Here is a 25,720-nt window from a genome sequence, read left to right on the forward strand (position 1 = left end):
GCCCCGATCCGTCGGGGCGGGCGTTCCGTCGTCTGCGGGAGCCTCAGGCCGTCGCTGCTCCGGTCGTGCCCGGCTCGAGGAAGATCTCGATGACCGGGATCGGGGTGTCGGGTTCACCGATCGGCAGGTGCAGGGTCACCGTGTCGGGACCGAGTCCCTTCGGTTGGGTGTGCTGGTTCGGCAGATCGTGCTCCGGGCGATGCACCTGGAACGGCACCTCGGAGCCGTCCGACAACAGCTGCGCGTAGCGCACCCGGCCGCCGAGACCGGGCAGGTGCAGGTGCACGAACGGCCAGGCGAAGACATGCACGTACAGCCGGTCGCCGCGTTGCGTGTATCTGACGTCGGTCGGACTGCTGAACTCCGACGGGCCGCATCCTCGGATCGCCCGCTCGTGGAGCGCGAACCAGTCGGCGAGGACGTCGAGTCGTTCGATCGCGCGAGGATCGATCGTCCCGCGCGCGGTCGGTCCGATGTTCAGCAGCATGTTGCCGTTCTTCGAGACCGAATCGATGAGCATCCGCAGGAGCAGCTCCGGCGACTTGTAGTCGAGGTTGTCGCGGTCGTACCCCCAGCTGCCGTTCAGGGTCTGGCAGGCCTCCCACCGGAGGGGGTCGCCGTCGGTCCCGACCGGTGTCACCACGGGCTGGTACTGCTCAGGGGTGGTGACGTCGCCCGGGAGTTCGAGGCGGTCGTTGATGAGGATCTCCGGCTGCAGCCCGCGGATCATCTCGACGAGTTCCTCGGAGCCCCAGTCGGCGGCGCCCTTCCCCGGCAGACCTTCGATGCCCTGCGAGTAGCTGAAGTCGAAGAAGAGGTAGTCGATCGGGCCGTAGCCGGTGAGCAGCTCGCGCACCTGGCCGTGCAGGTAGTCCCGGTAGCGGGACCAGTCACGGTCGGCGTTCGCTGCGAGCGCCTCGGGGTCGTCGCGTCGCGGGTGGATGCCGTCGACCGTGAAGTCGGGGTGATGCCAGTCGATGAGCGAGTGGTAGAAGCCGATCCGGAGCCCCTCGGCGCGGAAGGCCTCCACGAACTCCGCCACGAGGTCACGGCCGGCGGGCGTGTGCATGGACGTGAAGTCGGTGAGTGCCGAATCCCACAGGCAGAAGCCGTCGTGGTGCTTCGTCGTGAGCACCGCGTACCGGAAGCCGGCCGCCTTGGCCTGCCTGGCCCAGGCGCGGGGGTCGAACCGGTCGGGGTCGAAGTGCTCGCGGTAGCGCTCGTAGTGTTCGGCCGAGAGGTGTTCCCGCGTCTGCACCCACTCATGGCGTGCCGGGAGGGCGTAGAGGCCCCAGTGCAGGAACAATCCGAATCTCGCCTCGTCGAACCAGGCGGTGTCGGGTCGGGGGATGGTGGTCTCGGTCACGGCGGCCCTTCGATCGTCGAGTGGGTTCACGGCGGTGCGGGGGCAGGCTAACACGAAAGGTCGGATGTCTGCTGTCCGGTGGGCCGGCGTGGTCAGGACGTCGGACCTCCTGCGCGTCGACGATTCAGGCGTCGTGGGGTTCGAAGACCTGCACGGGCACGCCGGTGTCCAGCGATGCCTTCGCCGCCAACGCGACCGTCAGGGCCGCGAGGGCACTCCGGCCGGTCACTCGGAACGGTTGGACGTCTCGCTTCACGCAGTCGAGGAAGGAGGCCATCTGTCGTCGGTAGGGATCGGTCTCGTCGAGGTCGTAGGGGCCGTGCGCGGCGGCCGATCCCAGCGCGTCGACCGAGAGCGGCGGTGCGTGGGTCGGGGACGCACCGACGAATCGGTGGGCGATGAGCCCGGTGCTGCCGAGCACCTCGATGGCCGAGCTGAATCCGAAGGCCGGCGGGAGCTCCATGGAGGTGAGGACGCGCCCGATCCCGCCGTCGGCGTAGTCGACCGTGGTCTCGATCGGGCGACCGGTGCCGGTGCGTCGTGCTGACACGGATCGCGGCTGACCGAGGAGCTGGTTCAGCTGGTCGAAGTCGTGGATCGCGAAGTCGACGAGGGGGCCGCCGGAGCGTCGCTCATCCTGCCACCACGGTGACGGGGCGGCGGGGGAGCTCAGCCGTTCGGCCGTGACGGCGAGGGGTGTGCCGACAGCCCCGGCCCGCACCGCGTCGTCGATCGCCTCGTACCCGCCGAAGAACCTGACGACGTGCGCGACCATGAACGTCCGGCCGGACTCGTCGGCGGCCTGCAGGATCGCGTTGGCGTCGGCGAGCGTCAGGGCGATCGGTTTCTCCAGCAGGACGTGCTTGCCGGCACGGAGCGCCCTGACGGCGAGATCCCGATGGGTGTCGGTCGGCGTGCAGATGACGACGATCCCCACGGAGGCATCCAGGAGCACCTCGTCGACCGAGGTGGTGAGTCGTGCGGCCGGTGCCTCCGGCATGGCTCTCGGCGACCGAGCCGAGCACAGGTAAGTGATCCGGTCGGCTGCACCGAGTCCGGCGAGCGCGCGGACGTGCGCCAGTCCCATGGCACCGGTGCCGATGACGGCGATCCGGTCCGCCATCACCGCGTCACCGCTTCTCTCCAGCAGCCAGGTCCTCGCGCAGGTGGCTGAGGGTCGCGTCGTCGACGTCCCCGCCCAGCATCCTGATGCCCAGGGCGGCGGCTCCGACGAGGCCGTCGGCGACCGGGACGAGTCGGGCCCCGGCGGCAGCCGATGACAGGCGCTCCGCGGCCGAGGGGACGGACGGGAGGAGTCCGTCGACGAGCACGCTGCCGCCGACGACGAGCGTGCTCTCTCTGTGGTCCGAATCCGGAGCCAGCACCCGTTCCACGAGGACCGCCAGGCGGTCGACGGCAGCGTCGAGGATGGACCGCGCGACGTCGTCGTCCGCGGCTTGGAAGGCGAGCGGCGCCAGGCGGGCGATGGCGATGGGGGGACCGTCGTTCACCGAGCGGATGAGTGTGTCGAGTACCGGGGACCGGCGGTGGTCCGCGTCACCGGATGAGGACGGGTCCGGAGTGAACCCGACCGCCTGGGAGAGCAGCGGGGTGAGGCCCGTGCGGGGGCCGATGCCGTCGAGGTCGGCGGCGACCGCGCGGATCACGCGCCGGGCGATCCAGAATCCGGAGCCGCCATCGCCGAGGAGCCAGCCGGCACCGCCGACCTCCCGGACGACGAGACGGTCCTTGATCCGTCCCGCGACGCTCCCGGTCCCCGCGACGAGCACGACGCCGTCCGGCGACGCCGAGCCGGAGCCGTACATGCCGAGCAGATCCGGTTCGATCACGACCGGTCCGAGTCCGAGCGGTACGAGGTGTGCGTCCAAGGCGCGGCGGTAGGCGTCGGACACCTGCCCCGCCTGCGTGATCACCACGAGCGACCCGGACGGGAGGGGCGGTATGGACGACGTCGTCCTGGCCTGGTCGAGTGCGGCACGAGCCGCGAGCGCGATCTGCGTGGCAGCGCTGTCCACACCGGACGACGTCGGATTCCCGCCGCCCGCGCGCCCGGAACCGAGGCGACGTCCTGAGGCGTCCACGAGCACCGCGCGGGACGAGGTGCCGCCGGCGTCGACCGCCAGAGTTGTTTTCATCATCGTCATCATCTCGAAACATGTTGCCGTGGGCCACAACGTACTGTAAGAATCAGTTTCGCGTCACTCCAACGAAGGAGAAAAGGAATTTCCATGACTGTTTCCATCCGCACCGACCCACCGGTCGAGCACGCCACCGGCGTGACCAACCGGATTCGGTCGCGGATGCCGGAGATGTCCGGGGTCATGCTGCGTATCGCGGACTACCTGTTGGAGAACCCAGACGCGCCCCTCACCCTCACGATCGGTGAGCTCGCAGCCGATTCGGGCGTCTCAGCGGCGACCATCACCCGCTTCTGCCGGATCATCGGGTACACCGGCTACGCGCCGTTCCGGGTCGACCTCGCCAAGGACTTCGGTCGCAGCACCGCACGCGACTCCTGGCAGACCGACATCGGCCGGGCGTTCGGCCCCGACGACTCGGCTCCGGACGTCCTGAGCACGCTGCTCAACGCGCACACCCGGACGCTGCGGGAGACCGCCGACGTGATCGACCTCGAGGTCATGCTCGAGATCGCCGCAGCCATCGCGCGCGCGCGGAACGTCGACATCTACGGTGTCGGCGGCAGCGCGATGCTCGCCGACGAGATGCAGGCCAGGCTGTACCGGATCGGCATCAGCACGCACGCCTGGTCGGAGGTCCACGCGGGCCTCACGAGCGCGGCGATCCAGGGCCCGGACTCGGTCGCCTTGGGCATCAGCAACACCGGGCGCACCGAGGAGACCATCCAGATGCTCCGCCAGGCGGGTCGCGCCGGCGCGCTCACCGTGGCGATCAGCAACAACCCGGACTCCCCGCTCGTCGCCGCGTCGACGCTGGCCATCATCACCTCGGCCCATGAGCGGTTCCTGCAGCCCGACGACCTCTCCGCCAAGCACGGTCAGCTGTTCGTCCTGGATCTGTTGTACCTGTTCGTCGCGCAGCAGAACTTCGAGCGCACGACCAAGCGCCTCGCGGCCTCCGCCCTCGCGGTCGCCCCGCACCGCCGACCCACCAAGGCCGGAGCCCTGTCCGAGACCGCCTCGCCCGTGGGCGTCTGAGAGGAACCGAATGAGCACCACATCCACCACCACCTGGACCGATCACGTCGATCGCTACACCGACGAGGTCACCTCGCGCCTCGCGGACATCACCCAGGCGGCCCGGTCCGGCGAACTCGACCCCGCGATCGACCTGCTGGTCGCGGCCCTCGAACGCGGAGCGGTCATCCAGGCGTTCGGCACCGGCCACTCGGAGGCGTTCGCGATGGAGATCGCCGGCCGCGCCGGTGGACTGATCCCGACGAACAAGATCGCCCTGCGGGACGTCGTCCTCCGCGGCGACCGGTCCGTCGACGACCTCGGTGGTGCCGCGCTGGAGCGCAGCGGCGACGTCGCGGCGGAACTCTTCGCGATCTCCCCGGTGGGGGAGGGCGACGTGTTCATCATCGCGTCGAACTCCGGTGTCAACGGGTCGATCGTGGGACTCGCCCTGATCGCCAAGGAGCACGGCCACCCCGTCATCGCCGTGACCTCGCTCGAGCACACCTCGCGCGTCGAGCCGAAGCACCCGAGCGGACTGCGGCTCTCCGAGGTGGCCGACGTGGTGCTCGACAACCGTGCTCCGTTCGGCGACGCGACGATCGAGGTCCAGGACGGCGTCCCGGTCGGCGCGGTGTCCTCGATCACGGCGGCCTACCTCGCGCAGCTCCTCACCATCGGCGTCGCGGCGAGGATCGCGGCGACCGGCGAGACCCCACCGCTCTACATCTCGGCGAACATCCCGGGCGGCGACGAGCACAACAGTGTGCTCGAGGACCGCTACCGGGGCCGGATCAGACGTGACGCCTGAACCCGAGGCGTCGCAACACCCGCACCACACACCCGACAACACCACCCCGACAGCACCACACCCGGGCAACACTCGAATCACTGGAAGGTAGACCGATGGACAAGCAGCCAGCAACGCTCCAACGCCGCGATTTCCTGCGAGGAGCACTCGCGACCGCGATCCTCCTCCCGCTGGGCGGGACGCTCGCGTCCTGTGTCGGCGGCGGAGGCGGGGCGACCACCACCGGCGGACCGGTCTCGGCCGACAACCCGTTCGGCATGGCCGCCAACTCGACGGTCGACGCCGTCATCTTCAAGGGCGGGTACGGCATCGAGTACACCGAGTTCGCCGGGAAGCTCGTCGAGAAGCAGCAGGCAGGCTCGACCGTCAAGGTCACGGCCGCGACGAACATCGCGCAGACCCTCCAGCCGCGGTTCGTCGCCGGCAACCCGCCGGACGTCATCGACAACAGCGGCGCCGGCCTCATCGGCATCAACACGATCCGCGAGCAGCTCGCCGACCTGACGGACGTCATCGAGGCGAAGAACTACGAGGGCAAGGTCATCAAGGACACCCTCTACCCGGGTGTCGTCGAGCCGGGCACCTTCGACGGCAAGTTCGTGCAGCTGAACTACGTGCTGACGGTCTACGCGGTCTGGTACTCGGCAGCGCTCTTCGAGGCGAACGGCTGGACGCCCCCGAAGACCTGGGCCGAGGCACTCGATCTCGGTGCGAAGGCCAAGGCGCAGGGCAAGTACCTGTTCGGTTGGGGCACCGAGGCGGCCACCTACTACCTGACGATGGCGATCGCGTCCGCGATCAAGGAGGGCGGCGACGAGGTCCGTCTGGCGCTCGAGAACCTCGAGGCGGACTGCTGGTCGAAGCCGGCCGTCCAGGACGTGCTCAAGGGTCTCAAGGCGATCATCGACGCCGGCTACGTCAAGCCCGGTGGCGCCGGAACGCAGTTCACCGCTGCGCAGGCGCAGTGGAGCAACTCGGAGGACTTCATCCTCTACCCCTCGGGTGGCTGGATCGAGAACGAGATGAAGACCCAGACGAAGGACGGATTCAAGATGACCGGCGCGCCCGAGCCGACGGTTTCCGCCGACTCAGCCCTGCCGTACTCGGCGCTGCACAGCACCGCAGGTGAAGGGTTCATCGTCCCGTCGCAGGGCAAGAACGTCGGCGGTGGCAAGGAGTTCCTGCGGGCCATGCTGTCGAACGACGCCGCGGTGAACTTCGCCAAGACGACCTTCTCGTCGACGATCGTTAAGGACACGATCCCCGAGGACGGCTTCGGCTCGACGGCGCTCGTGTCCCAGGTGAAGATGTTGAACGACGCCGGCACCGACGTGTTCTCGTGGAGCTTCATCGACCTGTACGGACTCAACACGGACCTCCTCGTCCTCTGGAACACGTTCCTGCAGGGTGGTTCCGACGTCGCCACCCTCACCAAGGGCATGCAGGACATCTCCGACAAGGTCCGCAACGACGACTCCGTGGACAAGGTCACCGTCAAATGACGGCGGTCGGCACGCCGATCGGGAAGGTGGGAGGGGCTACCCCTCCCGCCGCCCGGCGGTTGCGCCGCCGGGACTTCACGTTCGACCGGGTCTCCTTCTTCCTGGTCTTCCTGATCGTGCCGGTGGTGGGGTACGTCGTCTTCGTGGTCTCGCCGTTCGCGCAGGCGGCGTACTACTCGTTGACGAACTGGTCCGGATTCTCCCCGGGCATGGACTTCGTCGGGTTCTCGAACTACACGAAGCTCTTCCAGGACCAGACCTTCCTCCAGTCCATGGGCAACAGCGTCGCGCTCGCGATCGTCCTGCCGCTCGTGACCCTCGGGATCGCGTTCCTCTTCGCCTCCCTCATCACGATCGGCGGGCCGAGCAACGGTCCGATCCGCGGCCTCCGCAACTCGAGCGTGTACCGCGTGATCACCTTCTTCCCGTACGTCGTGCCGGCCATCGTCATCGGCCTCATCTGGAAGCAGATCTACGACCCGTCGTCCGGGCTGCTGAACGGCTTCCTGACCGGCATCGGGCTCGACCAGTTCACCTCCTTCGCCTGGCTCGGTTCGCCGGACACGGCGATGATCGCGACCATGTTCGTCATCGTCTGGGGACTCATCGGGTTCTACACGGTGCTCTTCATCGCGGCGATCAAGGGCGTGCCGGCCGAGGTGTACGAGGCGGCACGGATCGACGGCGCGGGTCGCCTGCGGACCGCGCTCACGATCACGATCCCGCTGATCCGCGACAACATCCAGACGGCGTACATTTACATGGGCATCCTCGCCCTCGACGCGTTCGTGTACATGGCCGCGTTGAATCCCGGCGGCGGCCCGTCCAACACGACGCTCGTGATGTCGCAGCAGCTCTTCACGACGGCGTTCACCAAGGGCCAGTTCGGCTACGCCTGTGCGATGGGAGTCGTGCTCGCGCTCGTCACCCTGATGTTCGCGGGCGTCGTCTTCCTGGTCAGCCGACTCACCGGCGGCAACGATGAAGGGGTGGCGGAATGACCGTCCAGACCACGGCGACGACCGCGAACCCGGCGGTCGTCGGAACCGGCACGCGTACACCGGCCAGCCGCAAGCCGACCACGGGCGACCGCGTCGTCGGGACGGCATCGCACACGGTGCTCATCATCTGGTCGATCGTGGTCGTCGTCCCGCTGCTCTGGACGGTCATGTCGTCGTTCAAGACGAGCTCCGAGATCTTCGCCTCACCGTTCTCGCTGCCGTCGAAATGGAACTTCGACAACTACGTGAACGCGTGGACGACGGCCGGTATCGGGAGCTTCTTCCTGAACTCGATCGTGGTGGTGTTCGGCGCCCTCATCGTGACCATGCTGTTCGGCTCGATGTGTGCGTACGTGCTGGCGCGGTTCCGCTTCTTCGGGAGCCGGGCCATCTACTACCTGATGCTCGCCGGCCTCACGTTCCCCGTGTTCCTCGCGATCGTGCCGTTGTTCTTCGTGCTGCAGAGCCTCGGGTTGCTCAACTCGCTCCCGGGACTCATCCTCACGTACGCGGCGTTCGCCTTCCCGTTCACGGTGTTCTTCCTGTTCTCGTTCTTCAAGTCGCTGCCGGTCTCCATCGCGGAGGCGGCCGCGATCGACGGGGCGGGGGAGTGGCGGACCTTCTTCCAGGTGATGCTGCCCATGGCGAGGCCCGGGCTCGCGACCGTCGCGATCCTCAACTTCGTGGGCTTGTGGAACCAGTTCCTCCTGCCGGTGGCGCTCAACTCGAACCCGCAGAACTACGTCCTGACGCAGGGGATGGCGTCCTTCGCCGCCCAGGCCGGGTACTCGGTGGACTTCGGTGCACTCTTCGCGGCGTCCGTGATCACCGTCGTCCCAGTGCTCATCGTGTACCTGATCTTCCAGCGCCAGCTGCAGGGTTCGGTGTCGCAGGGCACGGACAAGTAGCGCAGCGGCGTGCGCGTCCTCGGCTCGAGCGGATCACTGGAACAATGGGTCCAATGAGCCTCCAGTCGCCAATCGCCGTCGAGATCGCCGTCCAGGACGTGGAGGGGGTCCGCATCGCCATCCGCGAGGGAGCCCAGCGGGTCGAGTTGTGCCAGGCCCTCGGCACCGGTGGGCTCACCCCCTCCATCGGACTGGTCATGGCGGCGGTCCGTGCTGCGGACGAAGCCGGGCTCAGCGACTTCGTGCACGTCCTCGTGCGTCCGCGAGAGGGCGGTTTCGTCTACTCGCCCCCGGAGATCGACGTCATGTCCGGCGACATCCTCGCGCTCGAGGCCGCTGGTGCTGCGGGCATCGTCGTCGGCGCCCTCCGGTCCGACCGCACGATCGATCTGGAGGCGCTGGCGCAGCTGCGTCAGGCTGCCGGCTCGCTCGCGGTGACGTTCCATCGGGCCGTCGACGCGACGACCGACCCCGTCCGGTCCGCCGACCAGCTGCGCGACGCCGGTGTGGACCGTCTGTTGACCTCCGGCGGTGCGCGGGCGAGCATCGACGGTGCCGAGAAGCTCGCGCAGATGGCCTCGAGGGGCGACAGCTCGATGCAGATCATGGCCGGTGGCGGCGTCACGATCGATGCGATCCCCGCCCTCGCGCGGGCGGGTGTCGACGCGGTGCACCTCTCCGCCCGTCGTCGTGCCGGCCGGGTCACCGAGACCGGCCCCGGTGGAGGGTCGCCGAGCTACGACATCACGGACGCGACGACCGTCGCTCGCGCGGTGGCCGCGGCCAGGCGTGCTGCCGTCGCCGTCTGAGATCCGCCGGCATCGAGGGGATCGTCGATCGATCCGGGCGAGCGATCAGAGCGCCACGATGACGAGGGCGAGGATCAGCACGAGCTGACCGATCAGTCGTGGGACGAACGGCACGGCGAGGCGACCGAACCGCTCGGGCTGGCGCGCGGCCGCGGCGTTCGCCGGGAACACCGCGACGAGGAACACGATCAGGCAGACCACTGCGGCGAGCCTGGTGGGTGGGACGAGCAGGCCGACGCCGCCCGCGATCTCGCACACACCGGTGAAGACGACGAGCATCCGCGGTGTGATGGTGCTGCTCCGCAGGGGTCCCGGGATCATCGCGGCCATCGTCCTCGCCGGTCCCGGGAGGAAGTGGAGGACTCCCATGCCGATGAACATGATCGCGAGGACGACGGTCAGGACGGACTGCAGGAGCGGGAACGGGTTCACCAGGCAATTCTGCTCCGTCGCGTCCGGATCGCCGCACTCGGTGGTCGGCCCGGCGGCGATAGGCTGGCGGTATGACTGAGCCGCGGGACGAAGACGCGCTGAGCTGGGCGGGCGACGACGATCCGACGCTCGACGCCTCGGCTTCCGGCGACCGGACCACGTTCGAGCCCGCATCGCCGGAGCCGATCACACGTGGTCGGGCGACCGCGGCGGTCCCGCCGGCCTCTGAGTCGGCCGGTCCGAGTGCGGAACCGGTCGCCCCTCCTGTCGAGGTCGACGTCGCGAAGCCGACCGACAGGGTCACGGACGAGGCTGCCGCCGGTGAGCGCGAGCAGATGAGTTCGGTCATGCTCGTCACGCTCGGTATCTTCGGCGGGGTCTTCCTGCTGTACAGCGTCGGTTGGCTGATCTCGGCGTTCCGTCCTGACGCGGCCGTGCCGAGCGACGCGGTCGGCCGGTTCATGTTCGATCTCGGACAGGGACTCGCGGTCGCCGCGGGACCCGTGTGGATGGCCGCGACGCTCTGGTTGACGCGTGGCGGCAGACCCGTCGTCAGGATCGCGATGCTCCTGCTCGGCGTCGTGCTCATCCTGCCCTGGCCGTTCCTCCGAGGAGTGTGACCCTGATGCCCTCCACCACCGCGGACCCCGTGTCGAAACCCGCCGCCGAGCGACCCGGCTGGCTCAGCTGGTCCATCGCCGTCCTGTTCGGCCTGTTCTTCGCCTATGACGTCTTCGAAGCCGTCGGCAACCTCGTCGGCATCATCGGGACGGCGAACGGCCTCGCCGTGCCGGTCCTGCCGCTCGGCTGGGTCGTCCTCATCGGCGGCCTGCTCCTGCCGATCGTGGCCTTCGCGATCGCCTTCTGGACCGGTCGCGACCGGTCGCTCGGCGAGCAGGCCGTGCGCTACCTCGTCGCCCTGTGCGTCGTCGCGGCGATCTCACTGTCGGTCCTCGCGATGTTCGGCGCGCAGCAGCTGATCGACCTCTCCGTCTGACCCGGCCGTCGCCTCGTCACACGACGAACCGCCCGGTGCGCCTCCGATAGGCTTGCGATGGCCGCCGGACACCGACGCGCTGCCCACCCCACTGCTACTGCGAAGGAACCGTTCCGTGTCGAAACCGGTCGTACTGATCGCCGAAGAACTCTCACCAGCAACCGTCGACGCCCTCGGGCCCGACTTCGACGTGCGCTCCGTCGACGGGACGGACCGCCCGGCTCTGCTCGCGGCGATCGCCGACGCCGACGCCATCCTGGTCCGATCCGCGACCAAGGTCGACGAGGAGGCCATCCAGGCGGCCACCCGGTTGAAGGTCGTCGCGCGCGCGGGTGTCGGTCTCGACAACGTCGACATCAAGGCGGCAACGACGGCCGGGGTCATGGTCGTCAACGCGCCCACGTCGAACATCATCTCCGCGGCCGAGCTCACCGTCGGCCACATCCTGAGCCTCGCCCGCCATATCCCGGCCGCGCACGCCGCGCTCGCCCAGGGGCAGTGGAAGCGCTCCAAGTACACCGGTACCGAGCTGTACGAGAAGACCATCGGCATCATCGGCCTCGGTCGTATCGGTGCCCTCATCACTGCCCGTCTGCAGGCGTTCGGCACGAACGTCATCGCGTACGACCCCTACATCACGTCCGCCCGTGCACAGCAGCTCGGGGTGCAGCTGGTCACGCTCGACGAGCTGCTGGCGCAGTCCGACTTCATCACCATCCACATGCCGAAGACGCCGGAGACGACGGGCATGATCGCCGGCCCGCAGTTCGCGCTCATGAAGCCGACGGCCTACGTCGTCAACGTCGCCCGCGGTGGCCTGATCGACGAGGACGCGCTGTACGAGGCGCTGTCCAACAACGTCATCGCCGGTGCCGGCCTCGACGTCTTCGTCAGCGAGCCGCCCACCGACACGAAGCTGCTCGGGCTCGAGAACGTCATCGTGACGCCGCACCTCGGTGCGTCGACGGATGAGGCACAGGAGAAGGCCGGCGTCTCGGTCGCCAAGTCCGTGCGCCTCGCGCTCGGCGGCGAACTCGTTCCAGACGCGGTCAACGTCGCCGGCGGCGTGATCGACCCGTACGTCCGTCCCGGCATCCCGCTCGTCGAGAAGCTCGGGCAGGTGTTCGCCGCGCTGTCGACCTCGTCGCTCACGAGCGTCGACGTCGAGGTCCACGGCGAGCTGAGCGGGTACGACGTCAGCGTGCTGAAGTTGGCCGCGCTCAAGGGGATCTTCACGAACATCGTCAGCGAGACGGTCTCGTACGTGAACGCCCCGCTGCTCGCCGAGCAGCGCGGTGTCGTCACGCGCCTGCTCACCGACGAGGTGAGCGAGGAGTACCGCAACGTCATCACGCTCCGCGGAGCTCTCAGCGACGGATCGCAGATCTCGGTGTCGGGCACGCTGACGGGCACGAAGCAGACCGAGAAGATCGTCGAGATCAACGGCTACGACGTCGAGGTGCCGTTCGCGAAGCACCACATCGTGATGGTCTACACCGACCGGCCCGGCATCGTGGCCGTCTACGGTCAGCGGTTCGGCGAGGCGGGCATCAACATCGCGGGCATGCAGATCGCCCGTCACGAGGCCGGCGGCCCGGCGCTCAGCGTCCTGACGGTCGACTCGCCGGTCGCCGACGACGTCCTCGAGGTCATCCGCGAGACGATCGACGCGACGCTGCTCCGCGAGATCGACATCACCGAGCAGTAACCCGACCGCTGCTCCGACCTGATGCCCCGCGCCGTCCGGTGCGGGGCATCGTCGTCTGCAGGCCGAGACGCCGAGGCTGTTCCGGTGCGCCGGGCGGGGTGTCCCGGCTCAGCGCCCGCCTGCGGGAAGCAGCCGCGCGATGACGGCCAGGAGCCGCTCGATCGCCTCGTCGCTGCCCTCATCGGGATCGCTGACCCCCATGCCGAGCTGCCCCGTGTTGGCGTAGAGACCGTCGCACATCAGCACGATGGCGCGGGCGGTGTCCGGGTCGCCGACGGCATCCTCCACCGTGCGCAACCAGCTCCGGCGGATGTCCGCCATCGCGCCGCTCGCCTGGGCGTGCTGCCCCTGTGCCAGCCGCGCGACGGCGATGATCGTCCGGTCGAACGGGGTGCCGCAGTCGACGGAGGTGCGCACGAAGTACTCGACGACGCCCTCCGGGGCCGCGAGCATCCGCGCCGTGTCGGCCTCGCTCATCTCCGAGAGCCGGTCGATGAGGCCATCGACGAGCGCCTCCTTGCTGCCGAAGTGGTAGAGCAGTCCGCCCTTGGAGACGCCGGCCACCGCGGCGACGGCGTCGAGGGTGGCGGCGCGTTCGCCCTCTTCGATGAGGAGTTCGGCGAAGGCGTCGAGGACGCGTTCTCGGGCTGCGGTCTGCTTCGCCATGGCTCCATCGTATTCGGCTCGTCGGATTCGGATTGATACTATACCGGCTGGACGGTATAGTCGAGCGGACGGCGCCCGACCGGCGCCGTTCTCCACGCTGTGAAAGAGGTCATCGTGTCCACCGCCACCGAACCCACCGCCGTCGCCGCTCCCCGTGCCGGTCGGCGAGCCTGGTTCGCGCTCGCCGTCCTCATGCTCCCCGTCCTGCTGGTGTCGGTCGACAACACGGTCCTCAACTTCGCGTTGCCCGCGATCTCGAGCGCGCTCACCCCGACCGGGACGCAGCTGCTCTGGATCGTCGACATCTACCCGCTGGTGCTCGCCGGCCTGCTCGTGTCGATGGGCAGCCTCGGTGACCGCATCGGTCGTCGTCGCCTCCTGCTCATCGGTTCCATCGGGTTCGGCGTCGTCTCCGTCGCCGCGGCGTTCGCGCCCAGCGCCGAGCTCCTGATCGCGGCTCGGGCAGCACTCGGGTTCTTCGGAGCGATGCTCATGCCGTCGACGCTCTCGCTGCTGCGGAACATCTTCCTCGACCGCGACCAGCGACGGTTCGCCATCGCCGTCTGGGCCAGCGGGTTCGCCGCCGGCAGCGCGCTCGGGCCGATCGTCGGTGGGATCATCCTCGAGCACTTCGCCTGGGGTGCGGTGTTCCTCCTCGCCGTTCCGGTGCTCCTGCCGCTCGTCGTCCTCGCACCCTTCCTCATCCCGGAGTCGAAGGACCCGAACCCCGGACGCATCGACGTGCCGAGCATCCTGCTCATCCTCCTGACGATGACGCCACTCGTGTTCAGCATCAAGCACCTGGCGGAAGCCGGCTTCGACCTGCTCACGGTCGTCTCGATGGTCGTCGGCGTGGTCAGTGGCGTCCTGTTCATCCGCCGTCAGCTCCGCCTCGAGCACCCGCTGCTCGACCTGAGCCTGTTCCGGCGGGCCTCGTTCAGCGGCGCCGTGGTCATCAACCTGCTGAGCGTGACGGCGCTCGTCGGTGGGTTGTTCTTCGTGTCGCAGCACCTGCAGCTGGTGCTGGGCCTGCAGCCGCTCGACGCCGGGCTCGTCCTGCTCCCCGGCCTCATCGTGATGATCATCGCCGGCCTCGTGATCGTGCCGATCTCCAAGCGGGTCCGTCCGGGCATCGTGGTCCCGATCGCACTCGTCGTCTCCGCCGTCGGATACGCCTCCATCGCGATCACCGGGGGAGACGTTTCGGCCCTCGGGATCGGCCTCGCGTTCGTCGCCCTCGGGCTCGGCATCGGCTCCGCCGAGACGGTGTCGAACGAGCTCGTGATCGCGAGTGCGCCGCCGGAGAAGGCCGGTGCGGCGTCCGGTGTCTCCGAGACCGCCTACGAGCTGGGCGCGGTGCTCGGCACGGCGACGCTCGGTACGGTGCTCACCGCGTCCTACCGTTCCTCGGTCGTCCTGCCGGACGGACTGACCGCCGCCCAGCAGCAGGCGGCGGGGGAGACCCTGGGTGGTGCGGCGACGGTCGCCGAGCAGCTGCCCGGTGACCTCGCGGGCGCACTCATGGACTCCGCGCGGCACGCCTTCGACAGCGGTGTCGGTGTCGCAGCGTGGATCGGCGTCGGCCTCATCGTGGCCGCCATGCTCGTCGCGGCGATCGGTCTGCGCCGGGTCCGGTAGGGCTCCGTGGATCGTGCCACCCGGAGACGGGTGGCACGATCCACCCGAGGTCGGAGGCGTTAAGCTGGGCGCACACCGTCGTCGCATCCTCAGGAGTCGCATGTCCCGCACCGTCAAGCTCGCAGTCATCCCCGGCGACGGGATCGGTCCCGAGGTCGTCGGCGAGGCGCTCAAGGTCCTCGATGCGGCGGTGCAGGGTGGCGACGTCCGGTTCGAGCAGACGCCCTTCTCGCTCGGCGCCGCGCGGTTCCTCGAGACCGGCGACGTGCTGACCGACGCGGACCTCGCCGCGATCGCCTCGCACGACGCCATCCTCCTCGGAGCGGTCGGCGGCGTGCCCGGCGACCCCCGGCTCGCGAACGCGAACATCGAGCGCGGGCTGCTCCTCAAGCTCCGGTTCAGCCTCGACCACTACGTGAACCTGCGCCCGACCGTCGTGTACCCGGGTGTCCCGAGCCCGCTGAGCGAGCCCGGCGACGTGGACTTCGTCGTGGTCCGAGAAGGCACGGAGGGGCCGTACGTCGGCAACGGCGGAGCGATCCGCCAGGGCACGCCCCACGAGATCGCGAACGAGGTGTCGGTCAACACCGCCTACGGCGTGGAGCGGGTGGTGCGCTACGCGTTCACCGCTGCGGCCGCGCGTCGGCGGAAGCTCACCCTCGTCCACAAGACCAACGTCCTCGTCTTCGCCGGGTCGCTCTGGAAGCGCGTCGTCGACGCGGTGTCCGCGGAGTTCCCCGACGTCGCGGTCGACTACCTGCACGTCGACGCGGCCACCATCTTCCTCGTCACGGATCCTGCTAGATTTGACGTCATCGTCACGGACAACCTCTTCGGCGACATCCTCACCGATCTGGCCGGCGCGATCAGCGGCGGCATCGGACTCGCGGCCTCGGGAAACATCAACCCGGACGGCACGTACCCGAGCATGTTCGAGCCCGTCCACGGATCGGCGCCCGACATCGCCGGGAAGCAGCTGGCCGACCCGACCGCCGCCATCCTCTCCGTCTCCCTGATGCTGTCGCATCTCGGGCTCGAGACGGAGGCGGCGCGAGTCGCCACTGCCGTCACCGCCGACATCGCCGCCCGCACCGGCGCAGCACGCACGACGACCGAGGTCGGCGATGCGATCGCGGCCCTCGCGGCGAACCGGTAGACGCCCACCAGACACGCAGATCACGACGGAAGACACCATCATGACGATCAACCTCCCCATGGCGCAGCGCGAACTCGCCTTCACCGTGACCCCCAACGAGCAGCCCGTCCCCGCCGCAGAGCGCGACGCGATCCTCGCCGATCCGGGCTTCGGGCAGCACTTCACCGACCACATGGTCGACATCTGCTGGTCCGAGCGCGGTGGATGGCACCGCCCACGGGTCCAGGCGTACGGTCCGATCTCGCTCGACCCGGCCGCCGCAGTCCTCCACTACGCCCAGGAGATCTTCGAAGGACTGAAGGCGTATCGTCACGCCGACGGCTCCATCTGGTCGTTCCGCCCCGACGCCAACGGTCGCCGCCTGCAGCGCTCGGCCAAGCGGCTCGCGCTGCCGGAGCTCCCGGTCGAGTACTTCGTCGAGTCGATCAAGCAGCTCATCGCCGTCGACGGTGCCTGGGTGCCCTCCGCGCCGGAGACCAGCCTGTACCTGCGGCCGTTCATGTTCGCCAAGGAGGCCTTCCTCGGCGTCCGCCCCGCGAAGAAGGTCAACTACTACGTCATCGCCAGCCCGGCCGGCGCGTACTTCACCGGCGGCGTCACCCCCGTGTCCATCTGGCTGTCAACCGACTACAGCCGTGCGGGCAAGGGCGGCACCGGGGCGGCGAAGACCGGCGGCAACTACGCGTCCTCCCTGCTCCCGCAGGCCGAGGCGTACGAGCACGGGTGCGCCCAGGTGCTCTTCCTGGACGCGCAGGAGGCGACCTACATCGAAGAGCTCGGCGGGATGAACGTCGTCCTCGTCAAGCGCGACGGCACGCTCGTCACGCCGGAATCGGACTCGATCCTCGAGGGCATCACCCGCGACAGCATCCTGCAGCTCGCGGAGGACCGCGGACACCGGGTGGAGCGCCGCCGGGTCACGATCGACGAGTGGCGCGAGGGCGTCGAGAGCGGCGACATCGTCGAGGTGTTCGCCTGCGGCACGGCTGCGGTCGTCACGCCGATCGCGCAGCTGAAGGCCAAGGACTTCACCGTGGGCGACGCCGATGCTCCGGCAGGCGAACTCACGATGTCGCTGCGTCAGGAACTGACCGACATCCAGTACGGCCGCCTGCCCGACCGTCACGGGTGGATGACGCGTCTCGACGCCGAGTAGCCTCCGAGCAGCCTGGGAAGCCCCGCACCTCGTGCGGGGCTTCCGTGTCGCCGCCGCACCTCGGGATAGGCTGGCCTGGTGAAAATCGCTCGCTTCAGTCACGATCAGGCCATCCGCTACGGCATCATCGACGATGCGGATCTCGTCGTCCTCGACGGCGATCCGCTCTACTCGGGCTTCGAACCGACGGGGGAGCGCGTCCCACTCGCGGATGCGGTCCTGCTCGCGCCGGTCATCCCTCGTTCCAAGGTCGTCGCCGTCGGCAAGAACTACCACGACCACGCAGCCGAGATGGGTGGGGAGGCTCCCACCGAGCCGCTGCTCTTCCTGAAGCCCAACACCTCCGTGGTCGGGCCGGGAGACGCCGTCGTCTTCCCCAAGCAGTCCGAGCGCATCGACTTCGAGGGTGAGCTCGCCATCGTGATCGGCGGCGTCGCCAAGAACGTCAGCGCGGAGCGTGCCGACGAGGTCATCTTCGGCTACACGATCGCGAACGACGTCACGGCCCGCGACCTCCAGGAGTCCGACGGCCAGTGGGCCCGCGCGAAGGGCTTCGACACCTTCTGCCCGCTCGGCCCCTACATCGAGACGGAGTTCTCCTTCGACGGCGCGACGATCGAGACCCGCGTCGACGGTGAGGTCCGCCAGCACGCCCCGCTCTCCGACATGGTGCACTCCATCGGCGCGATCGTCGAGTACGCATCCGCCGTCTGGACGCTCCTCCCGGGCGACGTCATCCTGACCGGGACGCCGGCCGGCGTCGGACCCTTCACCGACGGCCAGGTCGTCGAGGTCGAGGTCTCGGGCATCGGCATCCTGCGGAACACCGGCCGCCGGCCCTGACCCGCGTCAGCTGCGCTGACCGAGAGCGGTCAGCGCAGCTGCGACGTCGTCGTCGGTGTTCCAGAGGTGGAACGCGACCCTCGCCCGGCCTGCGCGACCCGATGCCGTGATCCCGGCCGACTGCAGCGCCCGGAGGTCGTGTCCATCCGGATCCGTCCACGTCACGATGGCCGAGGCCGTCCCGGTGAGGAGCGACCGGCTCTCGCCGATGCCCGCCCGGAGCGCCGCTGCGAGCCGGGTGTCGTGCTCGTACACGGCGACGGCGTCGACCGCCGCGAAGAGGGCGATGGCGGGCTCGGCGCCGACCCAGGCCTGCCAGGCGGGGGAGACGTCGAACCGTCGTGCGCTCTCGGCGAGATGCAACGACGGGCCGTAACAGGACGACCAGACGTCGTCACCCGAGTACCAACCGGCCTGGCTCGGGCGGAGGCGGTCCATCACCTCGTCGCGCACCGTCATGAACGCCACGCCTCGTGGCGCGCAGAGCCACTTGTAGGCGTGGCACACGGTGATGTCGTCGGCCGAGGCGTCGACGGGGAGCCACCCGGCCGCCTGGGTGAGGTCGTTGAGCGTCAGCGCGCCGTAGACGGCCGCCGCCTCCCGGATCGCGACCACGTCGGCGACCGCGCCGGTCGCGGACTGCACTGCGGAGTAGGCGACGAGCCAGGTCGAGGCGTCGATGTGGGCGGCGAGTTCGGTGAGCGGCGCGTGGTGGACACGGACACCGCGGTGCGCCTGCATGAGGAACGGGGCGACGAGCGAGCTGAAGTCGCCCTCGACGCACAGGACCTCGGCGCCGTCCGGCACGGACGCCGCGACCATGGCGACCATGGCGGAGGTCTGGGATCCGATCGCCACCGAGCGGACCGGTACGTGGACCAGCTCGGCGAAGGAGCCGCGCACCCGCTCGACGACGGCGCCGTAGGCGGCTGCATCGGTTCGAGCCGCCTGCCAGGCGGAGAGGTCGGCCATGATGGCGTCCGTCGTGCCGATCGTCGGCAGTCCCAGCGTGCAGGCGGCCAGGTAGCCGGGTGCGGATGGGAAGGATCCGCTGGCTTCCTGGAAGCTGAGGGTGCTCATGCATCCAGTCTCTTCGCCGGGTATCCATACGACAAGGACCGACTTTCGATGAGAACCATAACGAGGGATTATGCTTCGAGGGTGTCCACCCTCTCACCGCAGCCCTCGTCATCGGCCCTCGACGCCGGTTCCCTCCTCGTCGTCGGCGCCATCGCCTCGACCGGGTCGATCACGGCCGCCGCGCACGCGCTCGGCTCGAGTCAACCGGCGGTGAGCCAGCATCTCCGCCGGCTCGAGCGTCGGCTCGGCATGCCGGTCGTCGAGCGCGTCGGTCGGGGCGTCCGCCTCACCGAGGCCGGTGCGATCCTCGCCGGACACGCGGTTGCGGTGGACCGAGCGGTGCGCGCGGCGTCCGAGGAGGTCGCGGCACTCGCGGGGCTGCGGAGTGGGCGGGTGCGCCTCGTCGCCTTCCCTTCGGCGTCGTCGATGCTCGTGCCGCAGCTCCTCGCTCGCCTGGCCGACGAGCATCCGGGGATCGGGGTCTCCTTCGTCGAGGCCGAACCGCCGGAGGCCGTCGCCGCGGTCCGTGCCGGTGAAGCCGACGTCGCGATCACCTTCAGCTACCCGGGCGATCCGGACGACCCGCATCGGGAGAGCGCGGCCGGACTCCGCGTGCGCCGGTTCGGCACCGACCCGATGCGCCTCGTGCTCCCGGTCGGCCACGCTCGAGCCGGTGATCGGCAGGTCGACCTCGCGGCCCTCGCCGGTGAGCGTTGGATCGCGGGTTGTCCGCGTTGCCGAGGTCATCTCCTCGGTCTCTGCAGGTCGAGCGGCTTCGAGCCCGTCATCGCGCACGAGACCGACAATGCGATCGCGGTCACCGCCCTGGTGGCGGCCGGGCTCGGCGTCGCCCTGCTACCCACCCTCGCGCTCGCGGCCGCACAGCTGCCGACCGAGGTGGTCGTGCTGCCGACACGCAACGACGACGACCGGGCGCTCCACCTCGTCAGCGCCGAGCACGCGGACCGTATCCCCGCCGTCGCTGCACTCCTGCGGATCGCCGCGTCCGTGGGCGGCGCGACTAAGATGGCAGGCGATGTCTGACACGATTACGCACCCCTTCTCCACGGCTTCCGGCACCGAGGTCCGCGTCCGGTTCTGCCCGTCGCCGACCGGCACGCCCCACGTCGGTCTCGTCCGCACGGCGCTGTTCAACTGGGCGTACGCCCGGCACACGGGGGGCAAGCTCGTCTTCCGGATCGAGGACACCGATGCCGCTCGCGACAGCGAGGAGAGCTACGAGCAGCTCGTCGACGCGCTCACGTGGCTGCAGCTCGACTGGGACGAGGGCGTCGGCGTCGGCGGACCCCACGCGCCGTACCGGCAGTCCGAGCGGAGCGACATCTACGCCGACGTGATCGCACGGCTGACGGCTGCCGGGCACCTCTACGAGAGCTTCTCGAACGCCGACGAGATCGACGCGCGCAACGAGGCGGCCGGCCGGCCGAAGCAGTTCGGGTACGACAACTTCGACCGCGACCTCACCGACGAGCAGCGCGCCGCGTTCCGAGCCGAGGGCCGCGAGCCGGCGCTCCGTCTGCGGGTCCCGGACGACGACCTCAGCTTCGACGACCTCGTGCGCGGTGAGATCACCTTCCCGGCCGGGTCGTTCACGGACTTCGTCCTCGTGCGCCCGAACGGCAAGCCGCTTTACACGCTCGTGAACCCCGTCGACGACGCCATCATGCAGATCACCCACGTCCTCCGCGGCGAGGACCTGCTGCCGTCGACGCCGCGGCAGATCGCCCTGTACCACGCGCTCATCGACATCGGCCTCACGACCTTCGTCCCACGGTTCGGTCACCTGCCGTACGTCATGGGCGAGGGCAACAAGAAGCTCTCCAAGCGCGACCCGGAGGCGAACCTCTTCCACCACCGCGACCGTGGCTTCGTGCCGGAGGGGCTCATCAACTACCTCGCACTGCTCGGATGGTCGCTGAGCGGCGACCGCGACGTCTTCTCGATCGACGAGATGATCGCCGCGTTCGACGTCGTCGACGTCAACCCGAACCCGGCGCGCTTCGACCTCAAGAAGGCGGAGTCCATCAACGGCGACCACATCCGACTGCTGGAGCCGGCCGACTTCCTCGGCCGCATCACGCCGTACCTCGTCGAGGCCGGTGTGGTGGGCGAGCCCGTCACCGAGGCGCAGCAGGCCGTGCTCGAGCAGGCCGCCCCGCTCGTCCAGGAGCGCATCGCGTTGCTCGGCGAGGTCCCCGCGCTCCTCGGCTTCCTGTTCCGCGGTGCCGCGGAGCTCGAGTACCAGGAGGACGCGCTCAAGGGGCTTCCGGCGAACGCCGGCGAGGTGCTCGCCGCGTCCATCGGCGCCCTCGAGCTCGTCCCCGAGTCGGAGTGGACGGCCGGATCGATCCAGGACGCGCTCGCCGGCGCGCTCATCGAGGGCCTCGGACTGAAGCCCCGTATCGCCTACGGCCCGCTCCGCGTCGCCGCGTCCGGGCGTCGGATCTCCCCGCCGCTGTTCGAGTCGCTCGAGATCCTCGGGAAGACGGAATCGATCACGCGACTCGATCGGCTCTCCGCGCACCTCGCGTCATGAGCGACTCGTACGACGTCGTCGTCGTCGGCGCGGGACCCGCGGGACTCTCGGCCGCGCTGAACCTGGCGCGCGCGCGTCGGCGCATCCTCGTGCTCGACGGCAATCGCCCACGGCACGCTGCGACGCTGCGCTCGCACGGCTTCCTCACCCGCGACGGCATCGCTCCGCTGGATCTTCGGCGAATGGGGCGCGAGGAGGTCGCCGCGTACGCGAACGCGGAGGTCCAGTTCGCGTCCGTGCAGTCGATCGAGGCGACTGCTGACGGCTTCCACGTCGTCGCCCAGGGGGTCCGCGGCGAACCGGATCGCGACGTCGTGACCCGGACGGTCGTCGTCGCGAGCGGTCTCACGGAGACGCTGCCGAAGGTCACGAACCTGCGGGCCTTCTACGGAACGGATCTGCACAGCTGCGTCGAGTGCGACGGGTACGAGAAGGCCGACGCGCCGCTCGCGCTCATCGGCGAGACGACGGACCTGGCGGAATGGGCGATCCTCATCGCACAGTGGTCGTCGGACCTCATCGTCTTCACGAACGGTACCGACACCGTCACCGGTCCCGAGGAGGCCGCGCTCGCCTCCGCGGGCATTCGGGTCGAGCGCGGAGCGATCGCGGAGCTCGACGGCGGTCGCGACGGCTTCACCGGTGTCCGCCTCGCCGACGGTGCGCTCATCCCGCGCTCCGGGGGCTTCGTGCGGCCGCAGTGGGCCGCGCCCCTCGGATATCTGGAACAGCTCTCACTCGATCGCGACACCGACGGGTACGTCGTGGTCGACGCCTGGGGTCGCACGTCCGTGCCGGGCGTGTACGCCGCCGGCGACATCACGCCTCCCGGTCCGCAGCAGCTCATCGTCGCGGCCGGGAACGGCGCTCGAGTGTCCCGAGCACTCAACCGGGACCTCGCGGGCGTCCCCAGCTGAGTGACCCGCGACGCGCCCGGGACGCCTCGATTTGAGACGATCGCCTCCGTAGGCTAGTGTTGTTCTTCGGTCGGGGCTTCGGTTCTGACAGTGGGGTATGGTGTAATTGGCAACACGACTGATTCTGGTTCAGTTGTTCTTGGTTCGAGTCCAGGTACCCCAGCAGTACAGCATCACCACGACGAAGGCCCGCGATCATCGCGGGCCTTCGTCGTTTCCGGCGTGCTGTGCAGCTCCGTGGGCTGGCGACGCCGCCGAACCACCGACGTCTCTCACCGCGGCTCCGAATCCTCCTCCACGGATGTGCGCTCGAATGCGATGATGCGCTCGACGGCCGGGATGATCTGCGAGGCCATCCGACGGAAGACCTCCGGGCCCTGACCGAACGGGTCGACGACGTCGTCCTGCGCCGGATCAGGGAGTCGCGCGCTCGTCCGGTTGGCCGCCAGTTCGGGGCCAAGATGCTTCCAGCGCCCTGCTCGAGGGCGGGGGAGTCGTCCCGAGTCGACGGTGTCGAGGAGCCGGGCGAACTCACGCAGGGAGAAGGTTCGACGCAGCGCCTCCGGGCATAACCTGAGGACGGCGCTGCGATGCTCCCGCGTCATGGTGAGGACGACGTCCTGTCGAGCCACGAGGTCGGCGGTGAGCTGCGTCGCGGTGAAGTCGGCGGCCGTCGCGGCGAGCGGACCGAGCAACGCCGCACTCGAGGCGTCGATCGGGTGTCCGCGCAGCGCCCCCGTCCCGGCGCTCCGCACCTCGAAGCCGCACGCGTCGACCTCCGCCAGCCCGCTCGTGAGGAGGAACTCGGCATACGGGGACCGACAGATGTTGCCGGTGCAGACCATCAGGATTCGGGTCGGAGGCGGATCGAGCGGGGTGTTCATGCTGTGGTCCGCCGCGGTCGACGCGTCGGGGCGGTCCGGTGGTAGTACGCGTAGGACGACGACTGCTCTCCTCGAGCCACCTCGACGCGGTTGAGGACGACCCCGAGGAGCTTCGCCTGGACGAAGCTGAGGTTCTCGAGGGACTGCCGGAGCTGATCGCGGTGCAATCGCCCGTCGGCCGACGCCACGAGCAGGACCCCGCTCGCGAGGGTCGACAGTGCTGTCGGGTCCGAGACGTTGATGAGCGGGGGTGTGTCGATGACCACCACGTCGTACGCGCGTTCCATCTCGGAGAGCGCGCGCTCCATCGCCGCCGATCCGAGGAGTTCACTCGGATTCGGCGGCAGCTCGCCGGAGGTGAGGACGGCGAGACGCCCCGCCCCGTCGACCGCTTGCGAGGCCTCGCCGAGGCTGATCCTGCCGGTGAGCACGGTCGTGAGCCCGACCGCATCCTCGAGTCCGAACATCTCGTGCTGGCGGGGTCGGCGCAGGTCCGCATCGACGAGGAGGACGGCGTTCCCCGCCTCTGCGAGGACGAGCGCGAGGTTCGCCGCGGTGGTGCTCTTCCCCTCGCCCGGGACCGAGGACGTGACCATCACGCTGCGGAGTCCGCCGTCGATGGAGGCGAACTGGAGGTGCGTCCGAAGTTGCCGGAAGCTCTCGGCGCGCCGGCTGTAGCTCTCCGTCGATCCGAGGATGAGTTGCGCCGCGTCGGTGGGCTCCGTGTGGAAGGCGCCGAGGATGCTCGTGTCCGTGAGCTTCTCGATCGCCGAACGACCACGGAGTCGGGTGTCGAGGACCTCGATGAGCAGTGTGATCCCGACGCCCAGGGCGAGGCCGGTGAGGACGCCCACCGCGAGGTTCTGCAGCACGTTCGGCGCAACGGGCGACCGGGGTGGAGACGCCGGTTCCACGATCGTCAGCCCGACCGGGGTCGGATCACCTGGTGCACCGGCGGAGCCCACCTCGTTGGCGCTCTCGACATCGTCGACCAGGTCGACGAGCACCTGGGCTGCGGTGTTCGCGATGCGGGCTGCTGCAACCGGATCGCTGTCGACGGCGGAGATGTTGATCAGGACCGACTGCGCGGGATTGGACGCTGAGATCGTCCCGATGAGCGACGCGGGGTCGAGGTCGAGGCGGTCAGCCACCGTGGACCGCACCGTCGAGCCGGTGGCGAGGATCACGTATGAGGCGACGCGGCTCTGGGCGAAGGTGTTGCCCTGATTGAGGTCGCCCACGGAGTCTCCACCGGTGACGGCCACGAACAGCTGGCCCGTCGATTGGTAGACGGGTTTGGTGATGAGCGTGTATCCGTGGGCGAGTGCGGTGGCCCCCAGCGTGATCGCGACGATGAGCAGCCAACGATGGCGGAGGATGCGCAGGTAGTCCTTCAGGTCCATCCTGATATGTTAGTCGTCTGGCATGTCCGCCGCGTCGGCGAACATGACGCAGGGCCCGGACTCACGAGTCCGGGCCCTGCATGACGGTGGTGGGGCGGTCTGCCGTTCAGGCGGCCTTGCCGAACCGGTCGGTGCCGTTCGCGCGAGGTCGGCGCGGGGCGCGGTTCGTCTGACGGACCGTCGGTTCGGTCATGACGGGTCGTTCACTGCCGACCACGGTGCGGTCTGCGACCCTGGCATCCCGATCGACGCTCGCGCCGTGGGCGACCTGGACGTCGGCACCCAGACGGGCGTCGCTTCCGACCCGCGCTCCGCGTCCGATGACACAGCGCTCCCCGATGTGGACGTTCGCGCCGATGAAGGCGCCTTCCCCGATCACCGCGGACCGGTCGATCCAGGTTCCGGCACCGATCCAGGCGTTGGCACGGATGTCCGCGTCAGCCTCCACGAAGGTGGTGCGTTCGATGAACGCCGACGGATCGATCAGTGCACGAGCTGCGACCATGCCCTTGCCGTTCGGGTGGTGACGGTACCGTTCCACCTCGCCGGTCCGGCCTTCGATCTCTTCGTACACTCTCGCCATGGGTGACCCCCTTCTGGTCTACTCAACACTGGGGACAACGCCGGGTGGCTCCCGGTCATTCCTTCCCGGGGCCTGCCTGGGAATCCCATGAGTCTCGTGCTGTGCTGTAGAGGGTGTTCGGAGGAGG

25 protein-coding genes and 1 tRNA gene are annotated in these 25,720 nt (G+C 69.2%); 17 read left to right on the top strand and 9 right to left on the bottom strand.

Going from position 1 to position 25,720, the window contains the following annotated elements:
- Window positions 1-43: 43 nt before the first annotated feature.
- The 3 genes from IFR14_RS08890 to IFR14_RS08900 all read right to left on the bottom strand — a co-directional run bounded on the left by IFR14_RS08890 (window position 44) and on the right by IFR14_RS08900 (window position 3,522).
- Window positions 44-1,366, bottom strand: a complete 1,323-nt coding sequence (locus IFR14_RS08890) for an alpha-L-fucosidase (RefSeq protein ID WP_342365669.1) — start codon at window positions 1,364-1,366, stop codon at window positions 44-46.
- Window positions 1,367-1,490: 124 nt separating this feature from the next.
- On the bottom strand, window positions 1,491-2,489 hold the full coding sequence (locus IFR14_RS08895) for a Gfo/Idh/MocA family protein (protein ID WP_191940837.1): 999 nt from the start codon (window positions 2,487-2,489) through the stop codon (window positions 1,491-1,493).
- Between the two features lie 7 nt (window positions 2,490-2,496).
- Complete coding sequence (locus tag IFR14_RS08900) at window positions 2,497-3,522, bottom strand: N-acetylglucosamine kinase (protein ID WP_191940838.1); 1,026 nt, start codon at window positions 3,520-3,522, stop codon at window positions 2,497-2,499.
- Window positions 3,523-3,615: 93 nt separating this feature from the next.
- On the opposite strand from IFR14_RS08900, the gene IFR14_RS08905 reads away from it, so the two are divergent.
- From IFR14_RS08905 to IFR14_RS08930, 6 genes are all read left to right on the top strand, one after another.
- A complete protein-coding gene (locus tag IFR14_RS08905; RefSeq protein ID WP_191940839.1) occupies window positions 3,616-4,563 on the top strand; it encodes a MurR/RpiR family transcriptional regulator in 948 nt (315 codons plus the stop codon).
- Window positions 4,564-4,573: 10 nt separating this feature from the next.
- Complete coding sequence (locus tag IFR14_RS08910; RefSeq protein WP_191940840.1) at window positions 4,574-5,353, top strand: sugar isomerase domain-containing protein; 780 nt, start codon at window positions 4,574-4,576, stop codon at window positions 5,351-5,353.
- A 95-nt stretch (window positions 5,354-5,448) separates the two neighbouring features.
- Window positions 5,449-6,855 carry an N-acetylglucosamine/diacetylchitobiose ABC transporter substrate-binding protein gene (gene ngcE, locus IFR14_RS08915; protein ID WP_079705609.1) on the top strand — a complete coding sequence of 469 codons (1,407 nt, stop codon included), beginning with the start codon at window positions 5,449-5,451 and terminating at the stop codon, window positions 6,853-6,855.
- Window positions 6,852-7,856, top strand: coding sequence for a carbohydrate ABC transporter permease (locus tag IFR14_RS08920; protein WP_079705610.1), 1,005 nt, complete (start codon window positions 6,852-6,854; stop codon window positions 7,854-7,856). Before ngcE ends, IFR14_RS08920 begins: the two co-directional genes overlap by 4 nt.
- The gene (locus IFR14_RS08925) at window positions 7,853-8,764 is read left to right on the top strand and encodes a carbohydrate ABC transporter permease (protein WP_079705611.1); all 912 of its coding nucleotides are present in this window, start codon (window positions 7,853-7,855) and stop codon (window positions 8,762-8,764) included. Before IFR14_RS08920 ends, IFR14_RS08925 begins: the two co-directional genes overlap by 4 nt.
- Before the next feature lie 53 nt (window positions 8,765-8,817).
- Window positions 8,818-9,573 carry a copper homeostasis protein CutC gene (locus IFR14_RS08930; RefSeq protein ID WP_191940841.1) on the top strand — a complete coding sequence of 252 codons (756 nt, stop codon included), beginning with the start codon at window positions 8,818-8,820 and terminating at the stop codon, window positions 9,571-9,573.
- Between the two features lie 45 nt (window positions 9,574-9,618).
- On the opposite strand, the gene IFR14_RS20855 is transcribed toward IFR14_RS08930, so the two are convergent.
- On the bottom strand, window positions 9,619-10,005 hold the full coding sequence (locus IFR14_RS20855; RefSeq protein WP_307783525.1) for a DoxX family protein: 387 nt from the start codon (window positions 10,003-10,005) through the stop codon (window positions 9,619-9,621).
- Window positions 10,006-10,076: 71 nt separating this feature from the next.
- Between IFR14_RS20855 and IFR14_RS08940 the strand changes: the two genes are divergently transcribed.
- From IFR14_RS08940 to serA, 3 genes are all read left to right on the top strand, one after another.
- Window positions 10,077-10,625, top strand: a complete 549-nt coding sequence (locus IFR14_RS08940) for a hypothetical protein (RefSeq protein ID WP_191941323.1) — start codon at window positions 10,077-10,079, stop codon at window positions 10,623-10,625.
- 5 nt (window positions 10,626-10,630) lie between these two features.
- The gene (locus IFR14_RS08945; RefSeq protein WP_191940843.1) at window positions 10,631-11,002 is read left to right on the top strand and encodes a bacitracin resistance protein; all 372 of its coding nucleotides are present in this window, start codon (window positions 10,631-10,633) and stop codon (window positions 11,000-11,002) included.
- Window positions 11,003-11,117: 115 nt separating this feature from the next.
- The gene (gene serA / locus IFR14_RS08950; protein ID WP_071260923.1) at window positions 11,118-12,710 is read left to right on the top strand and encodes a phosphoglycerate dehydrogenase; all 1,593 of its coding nucleotides are present in this window, start codon (window positions 11,118-11,120) and stop codon (window positions 12,708-12,710) included.
- Between the two features lie 108 nt (window positions 12,711-12,818).
- Here serA and IFR14_RS21180 read toward each other — a convergent pair whose 3' ends face one another.
- Entirely contained in the window at window positions 12,819-13,376 is a 558-nt protein-coding gene (locus IFR14_RS21180; RefSeq protein WP_191940844.1) for a TetR/AcrR family transcriptional regulator, read from the bottom strand.
- A 114-nt stretch (window positions 13,377-13,490) separates the two neighbouring features.
- On the opposite strand from IFR14_RS21180, the gene IFR14_RS08960 reads away from it, so the two are divergent.
- From IFR14_RS08960 to IFR14_RS08975, 4 genes are all read left to right on the top strand, one after another.
- Window positions 13,491-15,014: an MFS transporter gene (locus IFR14_RS08960; protein WP_446728077.1), complete on the top strand. Its 1,524-nt coding sequence runs from the start codon at window positions 13,491-13,493 to the stop codon at window positions 15,012-15,014.
- A 100-nt stretch (window positions 15,015-15,114) separates the two neighbouring features.
- A complete protein-coding gene (locus IFR14_RS08965) occupies window positions 15,115-16,170 on the top strand; it encodes a 3-isopropylmalate dehydrogenase (RefSeq protein ID WP_191940845.1) in 1,056 nt (351 codons plus the stop codon).
- 40 nt (window positions 16,171-16,210) lie between these two features.
- Window positions 16,211-17,326, top strand: a complete 1,116-nt coding sequence (locus tag IFR14_RS08970) for a branched-chain amino acid aminotransferase (RefSeq protein ID WP_191940846.1) — start codon at window positions 16,211-16,213, stop codon at window positions 17,324-17,326.
- A 78-nt stretch (window positions 17,327-17,404) separates the two neighbouring features.
- Window positions 17,405-18,169 carry a fumarylacetoacetate hydrolase family protein gene (locus IFR14_RS08975; protein WP_064296260.1) on the top strand — a complete coding sequence of 255 codons (765 nt, stop codon included), beginning with the start codon at window positions 17,405-17,407 and terminating at the stop codon, window positions 18,167-18,169.
- 6 nt (window positions 18,170-18,175) lie between these two features.
- On the opposite strand, the gene IFR14_RS08980 is transcribed toward IFR14_RS08975, so the two are convergent.
- Window positions 18,176-19,249 carry an aminotransferase class V-fold PLP-dependent enzyme gene (locus tag IFR14_RS08980; RefSeq protein ID WP_191940847.1) on the bottom strand — a complete coding sequence of 358 codons (1,074 nt, stop codon included), beginning with the start codon at window positions 19,247-19,249 and terminating at the stop codon, window positions 18,176-18,178.
- A gap of 81 nt (window positions 19,250-19,330) precedes the next feature.
- Here IFR14_RS08980 and IFR14_RS08985 point away from each other — a divergent pair, with 81 nt between their 5' ends.
- From IFR14_RS08985 to IFR14_RS09000, 4 genes are all read left to right on the top strand, one after another.
- Window positions 19,331-20,293, top strand: a complete 963-nt coding sequence (locus IFR14_RS08985) for a LysR family transcriptional regulator (protein ID WP_342365670.1) — start codon at window positions 19,331-19,333, stop codon at window positions 20,291-20,293.
- Window positions 20,286-21,806 carry a glutamate--tRNA ligase gene (gltX, locus tag IFR14_RS08990; RefSeq protein WP_191940849.1) on the top strand — a complete coding sequence of 507 codons (1,521 nt, stop codon included), beginning with the start codon at window positions 20,286-20,288 and terminating at the stop codon, window positions 21,804-21,806. The genes IFR14_RS08985 and gltX overlap by 8 nt, the downstream gene beginning before the upstream one ends.
- Window positions 21,803-22,723: an NAD(P)/FAD-dependent oxidoreductase gene (locus IFR14_RS08995; protein ID WP_191940850.1), complete on the top strand. Its 921-nt coding sequence runs from the start codon at window positions 21,803-21,805 to the stop codon at window positions 22,721-22,723. Before gltX ends, IFR14_RS08995 begins: the two co-directional genes overlap by 4 nt.
- Window positions 22,724-22,814: 91 nt before the next feature.
- Window positions 22,815-22,886, top strand: a tRNA-Gln gene (locus IFR14_RS09000).
- A gap of 109 nt (window positions 22,887-22,995) precedes the next feature.
- Here IFR14_RS09000 and IFR14_RS09005 read toward each other — a convergent pair.
- From IFR14_RS09005 to IFR14_RS09015, 3 genes are all read right to left on the bottom strand, one after another.
- The gene (locus IFR14_RS09005) at window positions 22,996-23,607 is read right to left on the bottom strand and encodes an arsenate reductase/protein-tyrosine-phosphatase family protein (RefSeq protein WP_191940851.1); all 612 of its coding nucleotides are present in this window, start codon (window positions 23,605-23,607) and stop codon (window positions 22,996-22,998) included.
- On the bottom strand, window positions 23,604-25,010 hold the full coding sequence (locus tag IFR14_RS09010; protein WP_191940852.1) for a polysaccharide biosynthesis tyrosine autokinase: 1,407 nt from the start codon (window positions 25,008-25,010) through the stop codon (window positions 23,604-23,606). The genes IFR14_RS09005 and IFR14_RS09010 overlap by 4 nt, the downstream gene beginning before the upstream one ends.
- A 106-nt stretch (window positions 25,011-25,116) precedes the next feature.
- Entirely contained in the window at window positions 25,117-25,593 is a 477-nt protein-coding gene (locus IFR14_RS09015) for a DapH/DapD/GlmU-related protein (RefSeq protein WP_079002213.1), read from the bottom strand.
- Window positions 25,594-25,720: the final 127 nt, after the last annotated feature.

Source organism: Plantibacter sp. CFBP 8775 (assembly GCF_014839505.1).
Taxonomy (GTDB): Bacteria; Actinomycetota; Actinomycetes; order Actinomycetales; family Microbacteriaceae; genus Plantibacter; species Plantibacter auratus.